Source organism: Candidatus Hodarchaeum mangrovi (assembly GCF_975850365.1).
In genome coordinates, this window is sequence record NZ_CDLCQJ010000055.1 from 14,149 (window position 1) to 38,195 (window position 24,047).

General features: G+C 31.6%; 24 protein-coding genes and 2 tRNA genes. 13 read left to right on the forward strand and 13 right to left on the reverse strand.

What is annotated here, in order from left to right:
- Window positions 1–11: 11 nt before the first annotated feature.
- Window positions 12–1,670: a hypothetical protein gene (locus tag ACWVCY_RS05640; protein ID WP_455141015.1), complete on the reverse strand. Its 1,659-nt coding sequence runs from the start codon at window positions 1,668–1,670 to the stop codon at window positions 12–14.
- A gap of 547 nt (window positions 1,671–2,217) precedes the next feature.
- On the opposite strand from ACWVCY_RS05640, the gene ACWVCY_RS05645 reads away from it, so the two are divergent.
- From ACWVCY_RS05645 to ACWVCY_RS05660, 4 genes are all read left to right on the forward strand, one after another.
- A tRNA-Ser gene (locus ACWVCY_RS05645) sits at window positions 2,218–2,332 on the forward strand.
- A gap of 202 nt (window positions 2,333–2,534) precedes the next feature.
- Window positions 2,535–2,984: a 30S ribosomal protein S13 gene (locus ACWVCY_RS05650; protein ID WP_455141054.1), complete on the forward strand. Its 450-nt coding sequence runs from the start codon at window positions 2,535–2,537 to the stop codon at window positions 2,982–2,984.
- A gap of 10 nt (window positions 2,985–2,994) precedes the next feature.
- Entirely contained in the window at window positions 2,995–3,558 is a 564-nt protein-coding gene (locus ACWVCY_RS05655) for a 30S ribosomal protein S4 (RefSeq protein ID WP_455141017.1), read from the forward strand.
- 13 nt (window positions 3,559–3,571) lie between these two features.
- Window positions 3,572–3,973 carry a 30S ribosomal protein S11 gene (locus ACWVCY_RS05660; RefSeq protein WP_455141018.1) on the forward strand — a complete coding sequence of 134 codons (402 nt, stop codon included), beginning with the start codon at window positions 3,572–3,574 and terminating at the stop codon, window positions 3,971–3,973.
- Between the two features lie 45 nt (window positions 3,974–4,018).
- On the opposite strand, the gene ACWVCY_RS05665 is transcribed toward ACWVCY_RS05660, so the two are convergent.
- Entirely contained in the window at window positions 4,019–4,987 is a 969-nt protein-coding gene (locus ACWVCY_RS05665) for an RNA-guided pseudouridylation complex pseudouridine synthase subunit Cbf5 (protein WP_455141019.1), read from the reverse strand.
- A gap of 41 nt (window positions 4,988–5,028) precedes the next feature.
- Window positions 5,029–5,307 (reverse strand): 50S ribosomal protein L14e, encoded by a 279-nt coding sequence (locus ACWVCY_RS05670; RefSeq protein ID WP_455141021.1) that lies wholly within the window; start codon window positions 5,305–5,307, stop codon window positions 5,029–5,031.
- Window positions 5,308–5,740: 433 nt separating this feature from the next.
- On the opposite strand from ACWVCY_RS05670, the gene ACWVCY_RS05675 reads away from it, so the two are divergent.
- A tRNA-Thr gene (locus ACWVCY_RS05675) sits at window positions 5,741–5,844 on the forward strand.
- A 53-nt stretch (window positions 5,845–5,897) separates the two neighbouring features.
- On the opposite strand, the gene ACWVCY_RS05680 is transcribed toward ACWVCY_RS05675, so the two are convergent.
- Entirely contained in the window at window positions 5,898–6,755 is an 858-nt protein-coding gene (locus ACWVCY_RS05680) for a glycosyltransferase family 2 protein (protein WP_455141022.1), read from the reverse strand.
- Between the two features lie 480 nt (window positions 6,756–7,235).
- Here ACWVCY_RS05680 and ACWVCY_RS05685 point away from each other — a divergent pair, with 480 nt between their 5' ends.
- Window positions 7,236–7,670 carry a thioredoxin family protein gene (locus tag ACWVCY_RS05685; protein WP_455141024.1) on the forward strand — a complete coding sequence of 145 codons (435 nt, stop codon included), beginning with the start codon at window positions 7,236–7,238 and terminating at the stop codon, window positions 7,668–7,670.
- Between the two features lie 184 nt (window positions 7,671–7,854).
- Window positions 7,855–8,940 (forward strand): MBL fold metallo-hydrolase, encoded by a 1,086-nt coding sequence (locus tag ACWVCY_RS05690; RefSeq protein ID WP_455141026.1) that lies wholly within the window; start codon window positions 7,855–7,857, stop codon window positions 8,938–8,940.
- Window positions 8,941–8,943: 3 nt separating this feature from the next.
- On the opposite strand, the gene ACWVCY_RS05695 is transcribed toward ACWVCY_RS05690, so the two are convergent.
- Window positions 8,944–9,768 carry an asparagine synthase C-terminal domain-containing protein gene (locus ACWVCY_RS05695; protein WP_455141028.1) on the reverse strand — a complete coding sequence of 275 codons (825 nt, stop codon included), beginning with the start codon at window positions 9,766–9,768 and terminating at the stop codon, window positions 8,944–8,946.
- Between the two features lie 182 nt (window positions 9,769–9,950).
- Here ACWVCY_RS05695 and ACWVCY_RS05700 point away from each other — a divergent pair, with 182 nt between their 5' ends.
- Window positions 9,951–10,616, forward strand: a complete 666-nt coding sequence (locus ACWVCY_RS05700; protein ID WP_455141029.1) for a CDP-alcohol phosphatidyltransferase family protein — start codon at window positions 9,951–9,953, stop codon at window positions 10,614–10,616.
- A 6-nt stretch (window positions 10,617–10,622) separates the two neighbouring features.
- Here ACWVCY_RS05700 and ACWVCY_RS05705 read toward each other — a convergent pair whose 3' ends face one another.
- Both ACWVCY_RS05705 and ACWVCY_RS05710 read right to left on the reverse strand, forming a co-directional pair.
- Complete coding sequence (locus ACWVCY_RS05705; RefSeq protein WP_455141031.1) at window positions 10,623–11,786, reverse strand: CBS domain-containing protein; 1,164 nt, start codon at window positions 11,784–11,786, stop codon at window positions 10,623–10,625.
- Window positions 11,787–11,892: 106 nt separating this feature from the next.
- Entirely contained in the window at window positions 11,893–13,203 is a 1,311-nt protein-coding gene (locus ACWVCY_RS05710) for a hypothetical protein (RefSeq protein WP_455141032.1), read from the reverse strand.
- Window positions 13,204–13,691: 488 nt separating this feature from the next.
- Here ACWVCY_RS05710 and ACWVCY_RS05715 point away from each other — a divergent pair, with 488 nt between their 5' ends.
- Window positions 13,692–13,946 carry a hypothetical protein gene (locus ACWVCY_RS05715; RefSeq protein ID WP_455141034.1) on the forward strand — a complete coding sequence of 85 codons (255 nt, stop codon included), beginning with the start codon at window positions 13,692–13,694 and terminating at the stop codon, window positions 13,944–13,946.
- Here the strand turns inward: ACWVCY_RS05715 and ACWVCY_RS05720 are convergent.
- The 4 genes from ACWVCY_RS05720 to hsp20 are packed head-to-tail and all read right to left on the reverse strand — an operon-like array spanning window position 13,932 to window position 18,263.
- Window positions 13,932–16,163: a GNAT family N-acetyltransferase gene (locus ACWVCY_RS05720; protein WP_455141036.1), complete on the reverse strand. Its 2,232-nt coding sequence runs from the start codon at window positions 16,161–16,163 to the stop codon at window positions 13,932–13,934. The genes ACWVCY_RS05715 and ACWVCY_RS05720 overlap by 15 nt on opposite strands.
- A 59-nt stretch (window positions 16,164–16,222) precedes the next feature.
- Entirely contained in the window at window positions 16,223–16,789 is a 567-nt protein-coding gene (locus ACWVCY_RS05725; RefSeq protein ID WP_455141038.1) for an ArsR/SmtB family transcription factor, read from the reverse strand.
- 11 nt (window positions 16,790–16,800) lie between these two features.
- Window positions 16,801–17,589, reverse strand: coding sequence for a PAC2 family protein (locus ACWVCY_RS05730; RefSeq protein ID WP_455141040.1), 789 nt, complete (start codon window positions 17,587–17,589; stop codon window positions 16,801–16,803).
- Between the two features lie 50 nt (window positions 17,590–17,639).
- On the reverse strand, window positions 17,640–18,263 hold the full coding sequence (gene hsp20, locus ACWVCY_RS05735) for an archaeal heat shock protein Hsp20 (protein WP_455141042.1): 624 nt from the start codon (window positions 18,261–18,263) through the stop codon (window positions 17,640–17,642).
- A gap of 195 nt (window positions 18,264–18,458) precedes the next feature.
- Here hsp20 and ACWVCY_RS05740 point away from each other — a divergent pair, with 195 nt between their 5' ends.
- Genes ACWVCY_RS05740 through amrS form a run of 3 tightly spaced genes read left to right on the forward strand, consistent with a single transcriptional unit; the run spans window position 18,459 to window position 21,020 of the window.
- Window positions 18,459–19,223, forward strand: a complete 765-nt coding sequence (locus ACWVCY_RS05740) for a hypothetical protein (RefSeq protein WP_455141044.1) — start codon at window positions 18,459–18,461, stop codon at window positions 19,221–19,223.
- 4 nt (window positions 19,224–19,227) lie between these two features.
- Window positions 19,228–19,962: a hypothetical protein gene (locus ACWVCY_RS05745; RefSeq protein WP_455141046.1), complete on the forward strand. Its 735-nt coding sequence runs from the start codon at window positions 19,228–19,230 to the stop codon at window positions 19,960–19,962.
- Between the two features lie 32 nt (window positions 19,963–19,994).
- Window positions 19,995–21,020, forward strand: a complete 1,026-nt coding sequence (amrS, locus tag ACWVCY_RS05750; protein ID WP_455141047.1) for an AmmeMemoRadiSam system radical SAM enzyme — start codon at window positions 19,995–19,997, stop codon at window positions 21,018–21,020.
- Between the two features lie 13 nt (window positions 21,021–21,033).
- Here amrS and ACWVCY_RS05755 read toward each other — a convergent pair whose 3' ends face one another.
- Together ACWVCY_RS05755 and ACWVCY_RS05760 are read right to left on the reverse strand one after the other, a co-directional pair.
- The gene (locus ACWVCY_RS05755) at window positions 21,034–21,456 is read right to left on the reverse strand and encodes a M67 family metallopeptidase (RefSeq protein WP_455141049.1); all 423 of its coding nucleotides are present in this window, start codon (window positions 21,454–21,456) and stop codon (window positions 21,034–21,036) included.
- 36 nt (window positions 21,457–21,492) lie between these two features.
- Window positions 21,493–22,872, reverse strand: coding sequence for an MBL fold metallo-hydrolase (locus ACWVCY_RS05760; protein WP_455141050.1), 1,380 nt, complete (start codon window positions 22,870–22,872; stop codon window positions 21,493–21,495).
- A 245-nt stretch (window positions 22,873–23,117) separates the two neighbouring features.
- Between ACWVCY_RS05760 and ACWVCY_RS05765 the strand changes: the two genes are divergently transcribed.
- Window positions 23,118–23,834: an NfeD family protein gene (locus ACWVCY_RS05765; RefSeq protein WP_455141052.1), complete on the forward strand. Its 717-nt coding sequence runs from the start codon at window positions 23,118–23,120 to the stop codon at window positions 23,832–23,834.
- The last annotated feature ends 213 nt before the right edge of the window (window positions 23,835–24,047 follow it).

Sequence of the window (24,047 nt, forward strand, 5' to 3'; positions counted from 1 at the left end):
GAGTTAATTACCTATTCTTCCTTAAAAATTTCTCGAAGTCGTCTTAATTCTTTCAACATCTCTCCACGAAGCTCTGCTATGCTGGTAGATCTTGCGTCTGCAATTAAATCAAGAGGTGATTGACCAGAGGGTGATGTTGTAGTAATTGAAGGACCTGAGGGGGCTGGTGGAGGTGTTGGAGTTCGAGGAATTGCACTAGGTGCAGGAGGAGTCGTGGTGCTTGGGGGAGGTGGTGCTGTTGTTGGAGGTGTTTTGGGAGGAATAGGAGGAGCAGATGGTATAGTAGCTGGTTTAGAAGGAGGAGGGGTTGATGGAGGAGGAGGGGGGGTTTCTTCAAGAGCAGCAGAGAAAAGGGATTCAACACCTGAAGTCCGTGAGATGGATTTCTTTAATTTCGATAAACGTGACTTAATAGATTGATTTTGGGTTTGGTAATGCTTTATTAGACTTTCATAAACTCTAGGTCGAAACTTATCTTCCCTAACTGCTTCTTTGAACTTAGCAATAACTTGATCATTTGATTCTTGGATAATTTCAAGAAATATAACCATTTCATTTGGTTTTGCATCTATTTCTGGCATACCTGATGAAGTAGAAATGGTTCCTACACGGCTAGGATCTTTAGCTTCGTAAAATAATAGAGCTCCTATTAATATGAGAGCTGATACAGTCAACACTGTTCCAATTGCAAAATAAATCTCCCAAGTAAACCCTAAGAGTGTTTCAATGTCCAAATAATCTACCATAACCATGGAAGTTGATTGAACTAATATAAGAGAGATAAAAACAGATAAAATCCCTAATAATAGGAGGAGAATCCATAAAAAGCGTAATTTTTGTAGAAATGAAACAACAGAGTCTGATCCTACAAATAAGAACAGGGAAATGAATTCTATTAAAGCTCCAGTGTATAAAATGACAGTCCATTCAATACCCAGAACATTTAATTCATAATACATGATAATTGGTGCAAGAATAACTAATAAAAAACCAATCAAAGATGTAATTACCCATAAAAATCTTAATTTAAATATACGGTCCCTAAATTCTTGACTTGCAGTAACCATTAAAGGTAATAATCCTAAATAAAATGTTATTGAACCTGCAATGAAAAATACACTCCAATCAACATCCAGAATTGGGAGTAATTCACCGAAATCAAAATATTGCCCATATACTAGACCACTGAGTATATAAAATATAAATCCAATGATTATAAAAAGAATGAACACCAATTTATAACTCCAAAGGCGTTCACGATTCTCAACAGCAAATATTAATGGAGAGAATCCAAAGAATAAGAAGATTGAAGTTATAATTAAGTAATCAAACCATGAATGGGAGGGGTCGAAAGAAGATAGATAATTTCCATATACTAAAAATGAATAAATTATTCCTACCACCCCAATCCCCATAATCACTAATAAATGAATATATACTTTTTTAACATTTTTCTTCATATTAGTATCCATGGAGGCTAATACAGGGAATAAACCAACGAATCCAAAGAAAAAACCAAAGGATAAAAGAATTTTGTAATCAAATCCATAAAATAACCTGTCAGAAGACGCTAAACCAGAGAAATAAAGGATTCCGAGGGCTATTGTGGTTATACCAATACCAGTAATTGTAAGAAGGATACGTGATAGTTTTACAACTGTTTTAATCAATAATAAAATCTCCTCTAAACCGTGATTCTGATTTCTATTTTTAATACTAGTATACGTAGATTTTCTTAAAAGTCTAGTGAAATACCAATTGACCTGTTTAAATAATCTAGTAAATGCTAGAGAATATGATTTTGATATAAACTTTATTTTTTTCCTCTAATAATTTAGTTATAATTAATTCCATAGAAAGAGTTCTTAAAAAACGTATAAATTGTAAATTTATCTGTAATTATCTTTTCAACTTAAGAACTTGTTCTTATTCCAATAAACACATAATAGAAATAGTAATGCGTTAATAATAATCACTTATGACATTCATTTGATAGATTATTGACAAAAATTTTCTTATTCGAAAGTTCAATCACCAATCATTTGGTTATTAAATATTTCACCATTCTTCCCATTGTTTTTGAAGAAAAATTAAATTCGAGATTAAAGAAAAAATAAATATTAGCTAAGAAGAAGGTATAAATAAAGCCATATTTGAAAAACAGGTGAGTTTTTTGCCTATACGAGTTTTTCAAGCATTAGGCTTCAATTTTAAAAAGCCGCGGTATTCTAGTCCGGTAGGAAGCATGCCTGGAATTAGAGTAGGTGAATCTATATTCTTACGAGGCAGCATGTGCTCTCTGAGCTCGAGAGTTCAAATCTCTCCCGCGGCGTTTATTTTAAATATAAAAATCAAACTTCTAGGCAAAAGACTCAAAATAAAATGTTTAACTTTTTCTTAGGAAGTATAATATATCGAGAAGAATCCACCTTTAGAATAGAGTATAACGGAATCAGAACCTCTTCAAAACAAATTTGGTTCCAGAAACTACCCTTTATTATCCTTATAACTGATTAAAATAGTAACAGGTAATGATCTTGGAATATAATCATCAACTAAGAATTGCAGGAGCTGACTGTCGAGGTGATTTGTTATTAAGCCACGCTCTCACTCAAATTCGTGGAGTTGGGTTTAGATTAGCATCTCAAATCTGTGAAAAAGCTGATTTGGACCCTGATATGAGATGTGGCTATTTAACAGATGATGAAATTCAATTAATTGAAGATATTCTTTCCAACTGCTTAGCTTTTAATATCCCATCATGGATGTTAAATCGACAGAAAGATCTTGTCACAGGAGAAGATCTACATTTAACCAGTACTGATTTAATAGATTCTTTGCGATTGGACGTAGATAGAGAAAAAAAGACACGTTCATATCGTGGGATCCGTCATTATTTTGGACTACCAGTTCGTGGGCAACGTACCAAGACATCTGGTCGTGGTGGAACTACTATTGGTGTTTCTAAGAAGAAAAAAGGTTAAGGTGTACTAAATGGGAGATCCACGAAGATTACGAAAAAAACTTGAGGGACCTAGGCATCCTTTTAACAAAACTCGACTTGAGGAGGAAATGATATATATGGGGAGATACGGATTAAGAAATAAAAAGGAAATCTGGAAAGCTCAAACCAGCTTAAGAAGCTTTAGAGCAAGAGCACGTTCTTCATTAGCATTACCTGAAAATTTACGAGAACAAGAAAGAGTTACATTAGTTAAGAAGTTATTCAATTTGGGGATTATGATGAATGAAGATGGATTAACTGATGAGGTTCTTTCTTTGAGTATAGATCAATTTTTAAAAAGACGACTACAATCTGTCGTACATAATATCGGACTTGCTAGTACACCATATCAAGCTCGTCAAATGATTGTTCACGGACACATTTCAATAGGTGAAAGAAAAGTTACATCACCAAGTTATCATGTTAAGAGAGGGGAAGAAGAACTAATCCAATATTCCCCTAGTTCTCCATTTAATGATTCAGGACATCCAGCACTCTCTGTCCCTCCATCTAGCTCTAAGAAAATGCGATCAACGGGGAATGAAGATACATAAATGAGGTTAATATATGTCAAAGAAAAATCAAAGTCCAACAATGGGAATCGCTCATATTTTAAGCTCTTACAATAATACAATAATTACTTTAACTGACATGACTGGAGCAGAAACAATTGTAAAATCTTCTGGTGGTCAAGTAGTTCGAGCAGATAGAAATCAGTCCTCTCCCTATGCAGCAATGAAAGTTGGTCATACTATTGCCCGTGTAGCGAAAGAAAAAGGAATTGAACGGATTGTCGTCAAAGTTAGGGCACCAGGCGGATCGGGAGCAAGAAATCCTGGTCCTGGGGCGCAAGCCGCAATTAGGGCTATTGCGAGATCTGGATTACAAATAACAAGAATTGAAGAAGTTACACCAATTCCACATGATAGTACAAGACAACGTGGAGGACGTAGAGGTCGAAGGGTCTAAAATTTTTGGATTTTTTTCTTATATAAAATTATATTTTTACGATAACTATTTCCAGGAGGAGGGATAGGTATCTTTTTCCATAAAAACAGCTTTAGGTTCAACACATAATCCATTATTTTTCTCAAGGATTTCTTTCGTGCTCATTAAACTTTTCCCAATTGCTACTAATTCTTCCTTTAATGTCATCAAGGCAACGAGTGAATTCTTTTTGATTTCACTTGAAACTTTTAAAACCCCGGGAAGTGTAAGTTTTGCCCCGTGGCAAATGGCATCAATAGCTGAGTCTCTTATAAACAACTTGGGAACATTTTCAGTTATTACTTCCACTGGCTGAATAAAATTTCTGATAAATTCCTCATTCCTTTCATTATTGTAATAGTACCATGCATCTTGAAGGTTTTGGAGTGTTATAGATGTTTTTACGTCAAATGGCCCCGTACGAGTTCGTCTTAATTCTTGCATATGAGCTCCTGTTCCGAGAATTAATCCGATATCATAACATAATTTACGAATATAAGTTCCAGCTTCACAAGAAATCCTTAATAAGGCTAATTCGCCATCAATGAATTCTAATAATTCTAATTCATATATCGTCCGAACACGTAATTGACGTTTAACATTACTTCTAAGAGGGGGAGTTTGATATATCTTCTCCTTAAAATTATCAAGTACAGAAGAGAGTTTTTCGTGTGATACTGGTACATGGATCTTCATTAGGCAAATATATTCCTTACCCGCGTGTAATAATAAACGTAATGCTCGAGTCGCTTTTCCTAATGCAATAGGTAAACTACCAGTAACAGATGGATCTAACGTTCCTCCGTGTCCTGCTTTCTTGATATTTAAGATTTGTTTAACCCAAGCTGTAACCTCATGTGAGGTCGGATTTGCTGGTTTATCTAGATTAATTATTCCTAGATTCAGTAGTTCATCAATGGTTCTGGATTGAGGTGGTTTCCCATATTTTGGATCAGTATAATAATTTTGGACTTTTTCAAAAACAGTTAATTCCATCTTTAAATAACCTGTTCAGTCCAATAATAATGGTAAAATTCTTATAATCCTATTCTCAGAGGTGTTTTTATTTCTTCAATCATATTCTCTTTCTCTAGTGCTTTTTGAACATCTTCATCTTTGGCTCCTCTTTTTATAGACACAAGATGTTCTAAGGGGCGTATATGTTTGATATTGCATCGCCGTCTTTTTACTGGGGAAATCCCTGCACCAGAGATTAAGACAAAATTTTGATCTACTAAATCGATTATGACGGCTTTCTGTAATGCTTCGCGACCAGCAATCTTTACGATAACTCTACCAACTTCAAGTGCAGCCATTAGTGTAACCTTCTTCTAAGCTTTTGTTTTTATATTCAATTTAGCAAAGAATATCCAGAAATTAATGCATGAACGGTTTTATGCTTTTATTTCTGCTTTTCTCCGTTTTTTCACTTTTTTAATTTTTAATCAAATAGATTTCCTATATCATCTCGAGTTTATTAGAGCTTATTTTTGGAAAAAACAAATTTTATGGCCACTTCCTATCAATTGAGATTTTCTCTTAATCTTTTTATCTTATTAACTGGCTTGAAAAAGAATTTATCTTCAAACCTATTAATTACTTCATTCTAAAAAAAGATTGATTAATTATTAATGTTTGTTCGTTAATTAAAAGATTAGAGAGATTTTAAACGATTTTAATCAGAATAAATAAAACAGAGGAGCTATCTTTGTTTATACGGTAAATTAAACTTATCTTATTCAATATTTAGCCGCTGTGGCTTAGTTGGTAGAGCGACAGACTCGTAGAGAATAAATAGTATTTATTATTCTCAAGAAATCTGTTGGTCGGGGGTTCAAGTCCCCCCAGCGGCTTTAGGATGAGATATTAACTAATCAGATCTGAATAATTTAAATAGTTCCTACTTCTATTCAATATACCATTTTGACTTGAAAAACTCATGATAGGTTAGAATTGGAAAATCTGGACAATGATCGACTACTTCTGTCAAACGATTAATACTTTCTTGATAATCAAGCTGTACCTTTTTCTTAAGCTCATTTGAATGGACTAATGAATCTATTTTAGAAAAATAATCTTTTAATCGATGTTTCCACTCGCCTCGAGGCCTTCTATCCAATCTGTATATTATTGGGGTTTCAATTTCATCTATTATTAAGTTATTTTTATGAGAATAACTCCAAAACACTAATGGAAATGAATATCCTGCATGATCCATATTATCTGGAAGAATTCTTGTTCGATAACCTTTTAAACCACAAAATGCATCTGTAATTTCAATATTTAATGGAAAACATCGATTTATAGTTCTAGTAATTAACATATTTGTTATATATCGATCAATTGGTACTTGAGTATTTTGGTCCCAAAATCGATAAGTCAAATACCGACTAGTGGATACTAAGTCAATTTGGGGTTTATCTTGTAAAACTTGAAGAATTTCTTTGATTGTAAACGGTGCATGTTGAAGATCTGCATCAAATGTTATTAAAATATCATAAGATTTCTTTGCTTGACGAAATAAAGTAAGAATTGTGTTTCCATAGCCTAAAGGCCCTATAGAATGACGAATTGTTTGAAATCGAAATTCTAATGCTAAGTTTTCATAAATTACTTGAGATTTATCTGTACTTCCATCATCCACTAATAGAACTGAAATATCATAATCTTTACATTCTGAGTTGATAAAGTCAAATAAAGTTCTAATGCACTCAGAGAGATATGCCTGTTCATTATGCAAGGGAATACCGATAAGAGCTTTCATATATTACTCAATCCCTTTTATTTCAGATTTAAGCAATATCCACAAGATTAAAAATTTCTTAATACTATTTTGATTATAATCTTTAAGTAAACTTCTTTTATGGTAAGAATTAAATAAAACTTCTTCGCATTGGAATTCAGTACCTTAACCATGAATACTCATAAGAACAGATCTCCATAAGATAGAACATTTTTAATATCAATTAGTTTTTAGCTTTCATTTTTTATCTGTTTTGATGCCAAGTTAACAGAAAATAATTTGCCTATATCTTTAATTGTTAAAAAAGTCTTATACCAAAGATTGATAGAATGTCAAGAGTGATTTTCCTTTAGATAAACAGTTTTTTCTTAAAGCTCAAAAAAGAAATAGTCAAATGTCAGATAAGAGAGCTGTAATCTTTTTAAAATATACCCCTCTTGGTTAAAATAAATCGCTATCTGATTTTATTAATATTTGTGAAATTTTTTGAGGATTTTGTGAATGACTGAACCCGATCCAGAACTTCAGGCAATTTTAAATAAAAAAGCTATGACTCTGCAAAAAAATGCTACTTTTTTTGAAAAAATTAATCAAATGGGGGTAACTCACGTTAATGATGGTAATATTGATAGTATTATAAAATCTTCACCTCTCCCTGTGCTTGTAGATTTCTCAGCAGATGAATGGTGTAATCCATGTAAAGTTATGGCGCCTATTTATGAAACATTAAGTTATGAATTTAGAAATAAAGTTGTATTTTTAAAAATAAATACAGATCATAACCGTTATACCCCAGAAGGTACCCAAATATTCTCTGTGCCAACTTTCATGATGTTTTATAAAGGAAAATATGTAGCTCACAGAGTTGGAGCTGTTTCACAGGCGAAATTCAGAGAATGGATTGAAGAAGTTCTACTTAGAAAATGTACGAACTAGAAGGTAAAATGATATGAGAGAAAAATGGAAGAAAAAGAGATTAAGACGAAGAAAACGAAAAGAACGAAGACGAACTAAATAATCAGCGTAGAAATTCTTCCAATTTCTTCTTCTTTTTCAGAAAAACACTAATATAGATTCATTGTTGTTTAAATTTCTTCAGATATACCGAGAAGGGATTAAAATGATTATTAACTTAATTGGGGCACGGGGAACTGTTCCAACTGCGAAATCAGCAACAGTTTCATTTCTTGTTGATAATCAATACTTATTTGAGTGTCCATCAGAGATTATTCAATCATTTAAGAGATATCAAAAAGAATGGAAACAGATTTCTGAGAACTCAAAATTAGATTCAGAAGTCTATGCATTAGGAAAGCCAAGTTTTAGCAAAATTCGTTATATTATTTTATCACATCTCCATCATGACCATTGGGGAGGGTTAGCACATTTTATTCATCGGATTCTTCTATTAGAAAAAGAAAGAAGAACAAAAAATCCGTTGAATATAATAATACCTAAATTTTCAACACTTTCCTTTCAAGAAAGGATGATAGAACAGTTTAACACAGTTATTGATCCATTTCCTCTTGATGATGGTGAATTTCTATTGCGTTTTCTCTCTATTGAAATCGGAAGGGGAATTAAATCAATAATTAGAATAAGAGTGATTGAAAATAACGAAAGGATTCAGCTGGATAGAAATTATAGTTTAATCGCCAAAGAGAACTCTCATTTAAACTCAGGATCTGTTTCATACAAATTGGAGTTCAAACTAACTAAACTAAAGGTGGAAACTGCAAAAGAGCTAAAAATCCCCTTTAACTCTACCTTAAATAAGATTTTAAAAAGTAAGGACCCAGTTTTAGTTGAAGGAAGGGAGATTTCTCGCGATCAAATTTTTTATGACCTATCTACTATTCTTGGATATTCTGGAGATACAGATATCAATTCTGAAGTAATAAATTTCTTCCATGAATGTGATATTATAATCCATGATGCAACTTATCTTCACCCACAGGATGATTATCACCTAGATCTTCATTCAGATCTTATAACGCTTCTTGAAAAAGTCGTTCTCCTTTCAAATTTAAAATTAATTGTACCAATTCATTTTTCAATTCGATATAATGACCTTGAAATAAGTACACATTTAAAAGAGTTTAAACGAAATTATAAATCGACATTTAGCATAATTAATCCATTAACTACTTTTTTAATTCTATTAAAACCCCCAGATGTAGTATCAATCGTTGAAAAAACCGATTAAAGATTAATTAAAAATTTTAAATTCTTTTTGAAACCATATACGAATATTCTTAAACCCATCTTCTGTAGCAATAACCCGCATTAGTTTAATAGTATTAGATCCGTATTGAATTGCCTTTTTACGTTGGTTTATTATATCCTTTGGAAGTGTAAGATTAGCTGCTACTTCACGAAGGTAAACCTTTCGAATTATTTTGCCAAATTCATTTTCTCGTAATAATTTATTATAAGGTAGCCTTTGTGCATATTCAATCAATTGTTCATCTAAATAAGGATAAATTAAATCAACTCCAACATTATTTGCTATTTCTTTCTCCATTTTTAATTGATTTGATCTTAAAGTGCTTAAATCAAATTTCATCTGTTGTTTGATCTGCTTCTCTAATTTTTTTTTAAATAATAATTCGTATCGATTATAACCACCAAATAATTCATCAGCTCCTTGACCTAGAAATATATTCCTAGCAAAATTTTCTTTAACAAGTTTCCTCAACCCTAAATATAAGGGAATTGCAATACTTAGATCCTTGGGAGTCTGAATGTATTTAAATTTCTTTAAATCCTTTATACTATCTCTTACCTTATTATGTGTTAATATACATGTTTTCAATTCAATTCCAAGCTTTTCTGCTCCTTTTTTTGCGTTTATTAAATCATAACTTCTTTCCGCACCAACAGTTATAAAGCTAATAAAATCTGATTTCACGGTTTTCAATAAAATTTTTGCAATAATTGAGGAATCAAGTCCTCCACTGTACATTAATCCAAACCTTGTTTCAGGATCGAATTTTCTTATTATTTCTGTAAATACTTGCTCAAGAAATGTCATATAGAAAATCCTTAACCTAAATATTCTTGGTTGAAATTTTGAGAGTCAATTCATCCTAGAAGGTTGCTAGGGAAAAACCTTTTTTTAATAATTTTCAAGTAATATATATTCAAAAGATTTATTTTGGATATTGAATAGCCTTTAGAACACATAAAACGGCAGTAAAGTAGAGTGTACCAAGAATGGAGAACTCAACAACACCAAAAAAACTTCGAAATCGTTATGAAAATTTCTTTGCACCAGTTGGTAAATTATTAGCTAAAACTGGACTGACCCCTAATATAGTCTCTGTTTTAAGTGTTTTTATTAGTTTTTTCAGCTGTATTGCTTTTTCTCTAAGCCAGATCATTGGAATTCCCCAAGCCTTAATTATTGGAACTATCTTCTTAGGCTTCTCTTCTTTGCTCGATATGCTTGATGGTAGCTTAGCACGTGCTTTGGGAACAGCGGGTTATTATGGTGCACTCCTAGATCGGACATTAGATAGAGTTTCCGAATTTTTTTTCCTACTTGGAATTATGATAGGAGGATATGTATACCCCGAGTGGGTTTTTATATGTTTTGAGGGGATGATACTGGCAAGTTATGTTCGGTCTACCGCAGAAAACAGAGGAGGTCTGAAAATGGACTCAACAACTGGGATTTTTGAAAGAAAAGAAAAATTGACCCTTCTAGCTGTTGGATGCTTGGTAGAAGCTATTTTTATTGAAAATTTTCTTCAAGAGGTATGGACATTTAATTTTGGTGTCTTAGCATTAATTGTGCTCTTAATTGGTATAATTTCTAACATTTCTGCAATTCAACGACTTGAATATGCGAGAAAATTTTATACCAAATCCCCAAAATAAAGATTATTAAAGTTCGGTCAATTTTCTTAAGCTTTTACTCTTTAATCTCTGTTCTAATGCTCTTTTTTTAGAATTAGAAATTATTCTTGATATATTATCAAGTGCTTTATTTACAGCTTTTTCAGCTCCAAAATCTGTAGCTTCACTACTAAAATTATGCCCATTGTCAGATATTAATTGAATTGTTGTGGTAATAGAATATTGGCCCCTTTTTGATTGTGACATATTCCTTTTAAAACGAATTTTTACAGTTCCACTAGTTCCTAATAAACGTTTTTCACGATTTAACAGAGCTTGTGTCTTTCTAATCGCATGGGACTGGACTTCATCATCAGGAGCCTGAAGGATGTTGATTATGTAGTCAGATATCCCCTTCTCTGATGTAAGCAGAAATTTAATTAAATCAAGTGCTGTAATTATCCCGTATCTAGTTTGATCATCTATTATTAAAGTATGTTCATTTGAATTAACAATCCGATCATAGACTTCTAATATTCCAGTATTTATCTTTATGGTCTTTATCTCAGAAATGAAATCTCCTACAGGTAAAAGATGCCAATCTTTCTCTTTTCCTCCAAAATCACCAGAAGTAGTTTTTTTTTCAATTTGTGTCTTAAGTAAAGATCTATTCATTACTATTCCTTGCAATTCATATTGTTCATCTAAAATTGGTATTCGACTAAAACCAAACTCTCTCATCTTTGCTATGGCATTCCCAATTGTATCGGATGATTTTAATGTTTTTAAATCCCAATTAACTACATTTTCTAACGAATTCTCTAAAAATTGATCAAATTTTAACCTCATTTTCTCTAATATCTGTGTATCCTTTATTGCACCGAGAATCCTCAATTGTTCATCTAACACAGGAATAAATCTTGATTTCCCTTCAAGCATATAATTCCCTACTTGCTCAACGGAGATCAGTTCTTCTTTTAATATCGATGGGACAGTTTTATTCATATAGGTCTTACAGGAGGCAGCTGGATTTATCCCTTTACCTATAACATCATGAGTCCGTATTATTCCCTCATATTTTTTTTCTTCATTTTGGATAAGAACCACTTCATATCCTTCCTTAAGAAGAGAAATGGCTTTAGCTAGTTGTTGATTTCGGTCAAGTCGAGGTAATTCAATAATTTTTATTTGAAGAGTCTTATGAAAATTCATCATTTATACTCCTAAACAAAGTTCGCAATCAGAAGATTTTCTGTAAATGTTTAAATTTTAAAAAATATAATAACTTTATACTCAAACTGAAAATATATTTGAGAAATTAAAATCTTAATTTTTCGGGTCTATTTAGCTTTACTCTCTTCTTACAGATTGGACAAACCCCACGAATTTTCAACCATTCTGCCAGATGTGCATAATGAGCAGGAGATCCACATTCAGGACATCTAACAAGCGATTCACGATTGTTTATTATCGCTCTGCAAACAATACATGATTCTTGTACATCTGCTTCAATATTTTCTACAATTATCTGTTGTGATTTTGTTGGTGTTTCTAAAAGAATTTCCAATTTTTTTGCTCTTAAATTAAAAGATTGAGCAGCTCTAGAAGAGCTTGCTTTTCCAGATGCTTGCCTGTACAATTCAGCTGCCATTCTAGGATTTTCTTTTTCATTAGCCAAAGCGGCTTCTGCAAGGATAGAAGCAGGTACATCTGATCCAAGACCTTCTAAAAGTTCATCATAAAGTGCAACGGCCTGATTCGTCTGATGTCTTCGTAAAATGTCTCGAGCAGAATCCAAAGTTTTCAAATGACGATCATATTCATTAACTTGACTTATTAGATCGTTTAAAGATTCATCATTATTTTTCTTAACGTTTGAAAGTTTTTCTGTAATATTTCGCGCATAATTCAAGGATCGACGCATTTTCTCTATATTTCCATCATTTAGCTCTTTCTTAACTTCCTCTAGATAATGTTGGACAGCAATATTTGGTTGGCCTGCACGACTTATATAATTTTCAGCTTCTTTGTCCATTCCTTGCTTCCTCATTTCAGTCGTAGCTGCTATTAAAACTGTATTGGCTTCTTCATTAGCTCCTATTGTACGTAAAAGTTCTGCCGCTTCTTGGAACTTTCTTGTATTATATGCATGTCGAGCGAGATTTCTGATTGCTTGATTTCTATCATGTATCAATGAGGGATATTGGTCAATTATCTGTACAGATCTAGGAACATATTCTAATCCGCCATTATCGATAAAGACTTTGGAAGCAGCAAATGGTTTGTTTGCAAGAATATATGCCATTGCAGCAGCATTTATATCATTATTATTTATTAAAGTACGGGCTAATCGAATAAATGCCTGTTCTATTGTCCTAGGATGAAATTTTTTTTCTAATCTTCTAAGTGCTAAAATTTGAGAAGCTTCTGGGATTCTTAATACCAATTTAATTGCTTGGTCAAGTGAGACTTTGGCATAGTAGTCCAAAGCTTCTAAAAATTGTCCTCTTCGCTCTAATTGGGAACCTTTTCTAAGTTTTTTCCCAGAAGAAGAAGAACGAGAAGATATGATTATAATAATTATAATTCCAATGACAATAAGGAGTAATACCAAATCTGTAGCGTTCATAAGACATCATCTACAGGTTTTAAATAATAGATTTTTTTCACAAATGCCAACTAACTATATCCTTTATTGGATTTTTGAAATTTGTATTTTTTGATTCCAGAAGCAATGAATTAATTAGATATGGGATGTTTTTAAAACATGATTTTTAGGAAAGTTCTTATTCTTATATTCAGCTTCAAAGGCATTTAAAATTAGTTCTTTGTCTTTATTATTCATATTCCTGTTAAGAACTAACACTATAATATTTTTAAGGATTAAATATTGAAATTTTCGAAAAGTATTGTATTTAGAGAAGATATTTTATAAAAATTCACCACAGGAATTAACGGCATTATAAATTTTCATTTGAAATGATTAAAATTTCAGGAATATTATCTACATGATATTCATAGGATATGTTCTAGATATTATCTCACTATTAATTGCCATAAAATTAGATACAATAACATTCGATGTTTGAAGAATATTCAAGCTTGATTGTGATAAATATGTCAAACTGGCAATCTTTTTTTAATGAATTGACGAAGCCCCCAAAACAAAAAATATATGATTCCTTTGCTAGTTCTCATGATCTCACGATTTGTACCTGTAATAAAGGATCGCTATTATATTGTTTAAAGGATGTTCGCTATTCACCGATCGGCGCATGTTCTTTTACCACAGTTTGTTGTGTAATTCAGATTGATAAACACAAAGCACGAGGATTTCAGAACTCAATTAGAAAATCATCATTCGATGCTTAAAACTCTAAATATTTCATTATACAATTTTTGAATCGCCTTTCTCATTAATGTATGCGATGTTTCCCAATCTAAACCTGATTTTCCTCGTGTTTGTCCCCATGACCTCCCCTGAAGTACTCGACTTATTAACAATCCTTCTTGAGCAGAACTCAACCTAGGAAAATTTTGACATATAAAATATGTTTTGGAGAGCTCATACATAACATCTACTGCTAATAAAAAGTTAATTTTTCCTGTTAAATAATTTTCAACCCGTAATTTTCCACTATGAGAAATAAATGGTTTATATTGTGGGTAGGATGAGCAAGATTTTAATATTTCTTGAACTAATTCATAAGACATCGAGTGGAGAGATTGTTTTAAAAGTTCAATGAATTGTAAAATGAAATCACGGGATGCTTGGTTTATGATTTCTTCGGATTGATTAGATTGTGGTCTTATCATAATAAGGTTCCATTCACCAGTCTCAGGAGTTTTGATCGGTCTGAGATGAACTGAATAAAAACCAAATTTTCTCCAAAATTTAACCAACTTTACATTTGCTCCAAAACTCACTCCTATCCAATCGAATTGATAAAAATAATCTAAAATCAATTCGATTGCTTTTCGGCCATACCCCTGATTTATAAATTCGGGATGGACAGCAATCCTAACAATTCTTAAACCTTTCAATCTGGCAAAATCTCTCGAAAAATGTCTTATTGCTACTGTAGGAATCAAATTTCCTTCAATGAATTTTCCCGATTCAACATAATCGATTACATTATCATTCATACTTCCTTCCTGAGAGAACTGAGTTGATACAAGAAGAAAGTGAGTATTTTCATTGTTTACTAAATTGAATCCTACTAAAAAATGATTAATAGAATCACATAGCACTAAAAGATCATTTGGTTGATTTCTGTAGTGTGAATATACTAAAATTCCTATATGATCATGTAAAACTTGATAATTGCTCTCTATTAAATGCTTTCCTACTTCAGGATATTGAGTTAACGAAAAATCATTCTTTATCTTTGTTAAAATTTCTTTATTAATAAGGGGAGGTTCAGCATCTAAAAAAAAGACATAATTAAGAAAATTTTCTACTTTATCATCCTCTAAATACCTAATTGGTTGCTTAAGAGTGTAATGATTATAATTTATCTGTTTCTGACGCTTTAGAGGGTTTGTTATCTTGATTTGAAAACTCCTCCCACTTCCTTCATATCCATGTACAGTACTAACCATAATTTTAGGGACTTTTTGCTTAAAAAGGGATTTAAGTGAGTCTACTGGTAATGTTGCAGCTTCTTCTATAACTAACAGATCGAATTTCTTAATATTCCCTAGATTACTTGAATTAACGAATCCTACTTTTCCCTTTAAACCTATTTTAACTTCAAAAATCCAATCGTCTTTTTTTTTCGATGAAAAATGAACTCCTTTTACTGAGCAGTAATGAGTAATCATTTCAAATATTGTTTGTGTGTTTCTTATATCTGGAGCAGTTATAACGATATTTAAGCGTTTTTTGGGTGTATTTATCAAGAAATTTGCCAAGGCTAGACCAATTAGTGTTGATTTGCCTCTTCCTCGGTCTGCTGTTATAATGATGCATATATTTCGATTTAGAGACTTAGGTAACTTTGTTTGGAACTCATCTAAAATTTCCTTCTGATCTTTAGAAACTAAAATATCGTTAAAGTATTGATCAAGTTTATATTCATAAGGCATGAGATTAAAAGATTGAAAAATTTCATTAGCATCTGTGAAATCGCACTTAAATTGAAATTTTTCTAATAGACTAGTAATAAACCATTTTAATAAATAAGATTTGTCTTTACACTCATCATTTATATTAGAAGGATTTATTGTTGAATATTGAGAGAATTTACCTTTATTTACTTGTGATAACCACTCTGGATACTTAGATCCTATTATAAAAATTAGTCCTCCACCTCTAACTGTTTCAATGAATTGACATATTTTATTGGGATTAAAAACTCTTCTAAAATCCAATAATACTAGATCAAAAGATTGACCAAGAATTTGGAAAGATTCATCTTGGGAAATTGATTTTAGTCTTATAAACGATTTTAATATCGAATCCTCTTGTTTGAATAAATTCACATCATCTGAAGCAATAATACCTCTTAATGAGGTATTTCCGACTTTTTTTAATACAACTAAGAATTCTATAAACGTTTCACACGCTTTTTCTTTATCAAAATACAAATAAATTTTTCTTTGATATTTATGATTTTGAATAGAAACTGTTTATACTCTCCATTCCCCTATTCAATGGGTATCTTGGTCACTTTTTTATTTAATTGAGAAAGAATACTGCTACATAATTCTAGGGCATTTTCATGTTCCTTTTTTATGTTTTGTACTTCAGAAATCATTTTCTTTTGGTCATTATGAGTTATTCGACCTTCTAATTGATTTTTTATTGCGTTTAATCTAGGAAAACTGCTACAAATATATTGTTCATTAGATTCTGATATAGAAGAAGGCTTTCTAGTTATAATTTCTGCAAGATCTGGAAATAATGCATAATAAAGCCGAGGTCTTCCTCTTCGACCTATTCCTGGTCTTTCTTGTCCAGTTATTAATTTACTTTTTTTCAAAACCTCTAAATGTCGAGTAATTGATTGAGGATGATCATCTAATCTTTTTACTAATTCATTTACAAACCCTTCACCTGTTGCTAATTCCGATAGCATTCTTCTACGGGTTCGGTTTGATAAGAGATGAAGAATTTCATCGATTTCCTCTATTGTAACGATTCCTTTGGTTTCAATAGTATATGTTAAAATTTTTAATATTAATTCTAATTCTGAAATTGGGTTATCGCTCATTCTATTATCTCCTAAGTGAAAAAGAATTTTTCGGGGTTTTCTTCTTCTTTTTCTTCTTCATAAATAGCATTTATCTCTCTTTTATAATCATCAGCTAATTCTTTGATGTATTCTAATCCATTATCGATATTAAATTCTTGATTTAAAAATTTAAGGAGTTCATAAGCTGATATTGGATCATATTCAGCAAAAGATTCCACAGCAACTATTTCTAAAGGAATATTTGGTATTTGACTCCGATAGGTAAGAAATGAGCTGGCAATTTGACCCATCATGGAAAAATTAGATTTCTCTTTAGATATCATATGAATCTTAAAGTCGTTGGAGATGATTCTATGAACTTTTGGAAGTTGATGTAATGATCGATGCCTAGAATAGACCCCATCAATTAATAATATTTTGGAAACATTCAACTGTTGATAAAAAGAAAATAATTCTTCGGATAATCGATAACATATGATATCTGGGATAGCAAAATTCGTTGTAGTTAATATATAAGGTTGATTTCCAATGTTTAGACTTAAAACCGAGATTGGAAGGAGAATTTCCCCTAAACTAAATTCAATCATTTCATTAAAATAATTGGAAAAGAAACCAGCTATTTTCTGAGATTTTTGACTCACTTTTAGTAGTTCTTTTGTAATAAGCTTATCAACTGAACCATAATATCCTAGTAATTCGATTGCAATGGCTCCCTTTAAATGATTTGTTTCTCCTTTGTATATCAAACGAAGATTCTCTGTTTCTTCTGCTTTTTCTATCCAATCTTCTATTTCATCTGTTAATGTTTCCAAATACATAAAACTACACCAAGTGAATCTGATTTTCTTATCCAAAAAAATTCTTTTATTTAATAAATATCCACTTTCTTACCCTTTTTTTCATCACAATGCTTTTTTGTCAATTCTACTTCAAGAACCCCGTTCTTGAATTTTGCTGTGGCAGTATCAGGCATCACTATGCAAGGAAGATCAAGCTCCTTGTAGTACTTACGTTTTCCATCTTCTGATTCAGCTTGAATTAGAAGACTATTTTCAGTTGCAGAAAGATCGATATCTTGCTTTGTTACGCCTGGAATTTCAGCGATAACACGAAGAACGCTTGTATCTTCTAATACATCGACTAATGGTTCTCTTTCATCAGATGGATGAACAGCAGATCCTTGAATTTTCCTAGGAGTGTTACCAAACCGTTCAATATGAGGTCTTCCATCTGGTCCTTTAGTCATCCTAAAACCCCAGACAAATCCTGGAAATTCAGAACCATCGCTAAAAGGTCCAGAAACACTAAACCTTCTGAAAAGATCCTCAAGAAAATAGTCCATATTTTCAAATATATTTTCGAAATTAAAAGCTCCTCCGAATTGATTCATGAAATAATTCATAATATCATCGAATGGGCTTTCGTCACGACGTCTCCGCCTTCTAGGAAAATTATCATCCTCATCATATTCATCTTTATTTGGATCAGACAACTTTTAATTCACTATCCTTTAAAATCAATCTAATAAAAGCTAAATGCGTTCTATTTTTAAACTTAAAGATTTTATACACATCAAATATAATTATTCATAACTAGTATATAAATTTTCTTTTCCCTAAATATCCTTTTTAAATCAAAAATGTTTTTTAAAGGTATAGTCATTATTGTTCTGAGAGGACGATTATTAATGAGTACGCCAAAATCAGCAGAAGAAATTCGAAAACTTGAACTAAGTCTTGAAGAATTAATACCAAAATTCACAGGACGCTTACAACTAATTAGAGAAGATTTAAAGTCTCTTATTAATGATATTGACAATTTAAAAAATTATATCGGGAAACGGCGTCAACAATTAAATGAATATACACGAGAAATTTCGGATCTGACAAATGATCTTGAGACATTCAAAATTGAAATTGATCAGATTCAAAAAGAAAAAGAAAATTTACAGAAGGAACTAGATAATGTTAATACAGAAAATTCTTCTCTCCAAACGAAATTAACTAAAAATAAAACTGATCTTGAAACACTGATTAAAGAAAATAATGGTTTAAATGAAACTTTAAAATCCTTGGAAAAAGATTTAACAATGATTGAAACTATTAATAACGAATTAAGGCCTAAATACGAGGCTAGAATGAAATTAGTAACTCAAGAATTTGAAAAACTTACAAATGAAAAGAATTTAATCACTAATAAATTTGAAGCTATTCGTATTCTTTGTCGAAAAGATTACATTCAAAGCCCTGAGGTAGGATTAATTAAATTTTTAGCGATGAAACCAAGTTCAACCTCAAAACTTACAGAAATAAAGGCAGCTTTAGGTATTGATGAAACTACTTTGAAAAGGGTTTTAAGTGGACTAGAAAAACGAAAAGTACTTGATTTTAATGAAGCGAAAGATGAAATTACCATATTGACTAAAATCGATCTTTTTAGGTTGGAGGTTTAATTCAATGGATACTGATACGATACGTGAAAAATTCATTAGAAGTGGTGAATCGTTAGATCGGTTGGCAGATGATATAAAACAACTTATATTTTCAAGAGCACAAGAATTTCGTGAATCTAGAGACTACTTGGAAACTTTAATCAAAGAAAAAGAAACAGTTGATAATCAGATCACAGAACAGGAAGTAAAGATAGCTTCGCATCAAGAAGAAATCAGTACACTCGCCAATTCGAAAGATGATATAATTACCAAAAGAAATGTAACATTAGAAGAAATAAATCAAAAGAAAAATCAAATAGAAGAAAAAAAATTTCAATTACAAGAAATAGAAGAAAAAATGAAACAAAGTCTTTCTGAAAATGAATTAATAAATACAAAAATATCGAAAAAAAGAACCCGTGTTTCTTCATTAACTCAAGAAAATTCTGAATTCGAGAAAAAACTCAATCAAGAATTAGAGGAGAAAAAAGAAATAACTACAAGGCTTCGTGTTGAAATTAACGAGTTAAAAGAAGCAAATTCCGTTATTTCGTATTTATTAGAAGAATCAGCTGAAGACATACCAGAAGTAGACATCTTAGCTATAGTTATGTATCTTGGTAGAACTTCCATAGATGGGCTAAAAGAAGCTTTAAAAGATCACATATCTCCAGTTATAATCACACGAACCTTGGGGCGAATGACAGAAAAAGGATTGCTTGATCAAGATGAAAACACAAACCAAATAACAATAAGATAAAAATTAATTTTATAAATTAATTAGGGAAAAAAATGGAATTTAAATTAACTTCAGAAGACTGGTTATTTTATAAAAAACTAAAATCAGGAAAATCACAATGTCTTGTATGTCCTAGGTATTGTGCCTTATTAGAAAATGAGATTGGCTGGTGTGGTGCACGGTGGAATCAAAATGGTGAGATAAAACCTAGAACTTATGGGTTAATATCATCTCTAGCAGTCGATCCCATTGAAAAAAAGCCACTTTATCATTTTCTTCCTGGAACTGGAATATTATCATTCGGTTCTCATGGATGTAACATGGAGTGTTTGAACTGTCAGAATTACTCCATTTCAATGGAAAGATCTGTATCAAGATTACAAAAAAAGGATCCAAGCGATATCATAAAAATTGCTCAGTCAAAAAAGGTTCCTTCCATTGCATCCACCTATAATGAACCTATGATAGCATTTGAGTACATTAGAGATATAGCGAATTTAGCTGATGAGAAAAATTTGAAGATGGTTGTAGTTGACAATGGGTATATAAATAAGGATCTAGCCTTAAAATTAGGCCCGTTACTTGATGCAGCTAATATCGATATTAAAGGATTTTCCGATGAGTTTTACAAAGAAATTTGTGGAGCCACAAATTGGAAAGCAATTTTAACCACATGTTCCATTTTTAAAGAGTTAAATGTGCATTTAGAAATTACGAATTTAATTATTCCAACAAAAAATGATTCGGATATGATGATTGAAGAACTGTGTACTTGGATATTTGAAAATTTAGGCCCAAACACACCAATCCATTTTTCTCGCTTTCATCCTGACTATAAACTCCTTAATTTACCATTGACTCCTTTAAATACACTCGAAAAAGCATATAAAATTGCTAAAGATGTTGGTTTAAATTATATATACCTCGGAAATGTCCGAACTCCCCTAGGTTCCAATACTTTTTGCCATATTTGTAATAATCCATTGATTATAAGGGAAGGATACCATACGGAAATAGTAGGACTTAGTCTTGATGGCATATGTCAATCGTGTGGAACAGATATTCCAATTATTCTCTAAGGATGACAATTGATCATTCAAGTGAATATTCTAACTCTACGACATTATTTTCTTTTAAAGTGAATATTCTCATTTTCTCTAAAGCCCAAATTCCACCAATAATCCAAATATAAGGATATGGCCAATTATACATAAAGGAAATATCTTTTTTTGATGGATATAGTTGAGAATCCAGAGGATGAGTATGAAAAAACCCAACTAACTCCTCTCCCATTGATTCAAATGATTTAATCTCTTGAATTAGTTCAAATGGATCAATAGAGAAACTAGTAGAAGAATTGTCAATGTTTGATACATGCTTTACATTTCGTATAAAAATAAAATTGTTATCTCTAACTCCAAATAACAAAGCTACTTCTTCTATATCATCTTCAACCATTAAAATTGAATTAATCTCATTTTGTGATAAAGAACTGAGTTTTATTTTGAGACTCACAGATAATCCTCATTTATTTTTCTATTAAAGTTAAATTTAAGGATATTGGGGTAAAATTTCGTGTGAGGACAAAATATTAATGTCAGTTTCAATATTAGTTATAGAAGAAGAAAACTTTTCCTGCGATTCGGGTTCTCCATGCATCGCGAATACTTTACTTGCTGAAGTATATCTAACCATTTGAATCAAACCTTCTAAAGATGAATGCCCTGAAAACTCAAATTGTTGGACTTCAAGTGAAAGATTTACGCGAAATGGTTTCCCAAGATGATCAATTAACACTAAATCAGTCTGTCCAGAAATTACATCAGAGCCTATGGTTCCTAAAACTTGGTACCCAACAATGTATAGACCATTTTTCTGGTCAGAGCCGTTCAAACGTAAATAATCGTAAACAGGACCTCCTTCCAGCATGCCAGAAGTTGTGAGGATTATACTTGAATTTTCTTGGTTAGAAAGCATTTCTCTTTTCTTCATTCTACCTCCAGAAGTAGGAACCTCATCGATGGAGCGAATTCCTTCATGTTCAAAAGGTGAACGAAATCCTTTTTCCTTTAGATCCAATAAAACTCTAGGAGACACCCATTTTTCATCTAAATATTTATTATAAACTGAATTCATTTCAAGAATCATTCCATCAATATACACTGGAAATTTCCTTAGAAATGAATCAAAATCACTAGATAAATAAGATTGTATTTCTTGAGATCTTCCCAAAGCAAAAGAAGGAATTATGGCCTTACCTCCACGACTGTAACATTTTAAAAGCGATTTTGTTAATTGTGAGGTCATTTCTTTTCTACTGTTTATTTTTCGATTTGCATTAGTTGTTTCAATCAACAAAATATCAATTGGCTCCTCAGGGTCGGGGAAAACTATTGGATCATGAAATGGTGTCTTTGCATTATTGAAATCACCTGAATACAAAATCCTAGTCCCCTCCCAATCTAACAAAATACATGCGCTACCTAGGATATGACTTGCATCTAAAAGCTCACAGGTGACTCCATTATCAATCTTGAATTTTTTTGAATAATCATGCTGTTTCATTTTACGCATGGCTGTTTTAAGGTTTGAATAATTAAAATGGTTTGACCCTTCAATTTTTAAATGATCTTTCCAAAGTATATTTACTAAATCTTTCGTTGGATAGGTCAGGTGTGTTAAACCGTTATATCCTGCACGATAAAGTGCAGGAATATATGCTGAATGATCTACATGGGCATGAGATAATATAACTGCAGTAGTTTCAGAAGCATAATCATCAACATGACTAGGACCAGTGGAAAGAAGACCAGTTCTTCGAGGGTGTAATTGAATTCCTGCATCGAGAATCACTTGTCTATCATAATCAGAAATCATTACACATGATTTTCCGATAGATTCCGAAGCGCCAAAAAATCGAATTTCAAGCATTTTTATCAATTAAGCTGCAATATTATTATCGAAATTTGTATTTTTTCTATTTAGGTTATAAATTATTGATTTAAAGTAAAAATAATCCTTGCAAATATTAGAAAAATTTTTGGTTCATTAATTTATGTTCTAATTTGTGGCTTTAATAAAAAAAAATCAAATCAAATATATGATTGTTCCAGTCATTGGTTCCAATTTGTAAAAATCTTTAAAGATAAATATATTAGTAGAAAAAGTGAAATTAAATGTCATCAGAATTACAGGAATTTGCAATTTCAGGGATTATTCTAGGTCTTATTCTTACCTTTATTGGATCATTTCTTAATTTATCGCCTTTATATGATTTAGGCCTTATAATATTTGGGATATCTATATCTATATTGATTTTATTGTGGTTAATTGGAGGAGGAGGAGTAGAAGTAATAAACTGGTTACCTATAATTTTGATCATCTCAATTACCCTCATCCTCGGAGGTGATTTTGTCTCTCAATCATCAGAAACACAAATATTCACATGGCCATTGATTATAATTATATTCATTATTATTTCGGGCTTTTTTACATCACAAGGAGGGGATTTAAGTATTATCGTACCTTTTATTCCAGTACTTTTGGGATTATTCTTAATTGGATTAGTCGGTGGAGAGATTTTATGGCAAGATCCCTTAAGAGGGATTGCTTATGGATTTGGATCTATAAGTGTCTTCTTTATTTTAATTTGGACACGGATTAGGAAAACTCAACAAATTCCCCCAATAGTAGGGGAGGCTTCAGACATTATTGGGAAATTCGGAAAAGTAACATCAACTATTGAACCAGACAAAATCGGAAATGTCAAAATAGCAGGAGCAATTTGGAAAGCACGATCAAAAGTCCTTATAGAAGAGTCGGAAACAATAGAAGTTATAAATATTCTCCAAGAACAATTAATTCTTGAGGTTGTTCCAGCATATAAAAAATAACATCTATTAGGAACAAACCAAGAATTAACAATCTATATTAAAGAATGTTTGAGAAACTAATCTGGTAAAAAATAATCCGATTCCAGAAGAATTAAAACTCAGAGATTTTTAATAGCGTTTGATCGACAGAGGATTCTTTTATATACAAGGGCCGGTGGTCTAGCCCGGTATGACAATTGCCTCACACGCAATAGGTCGCCAGTTCAAATCTGG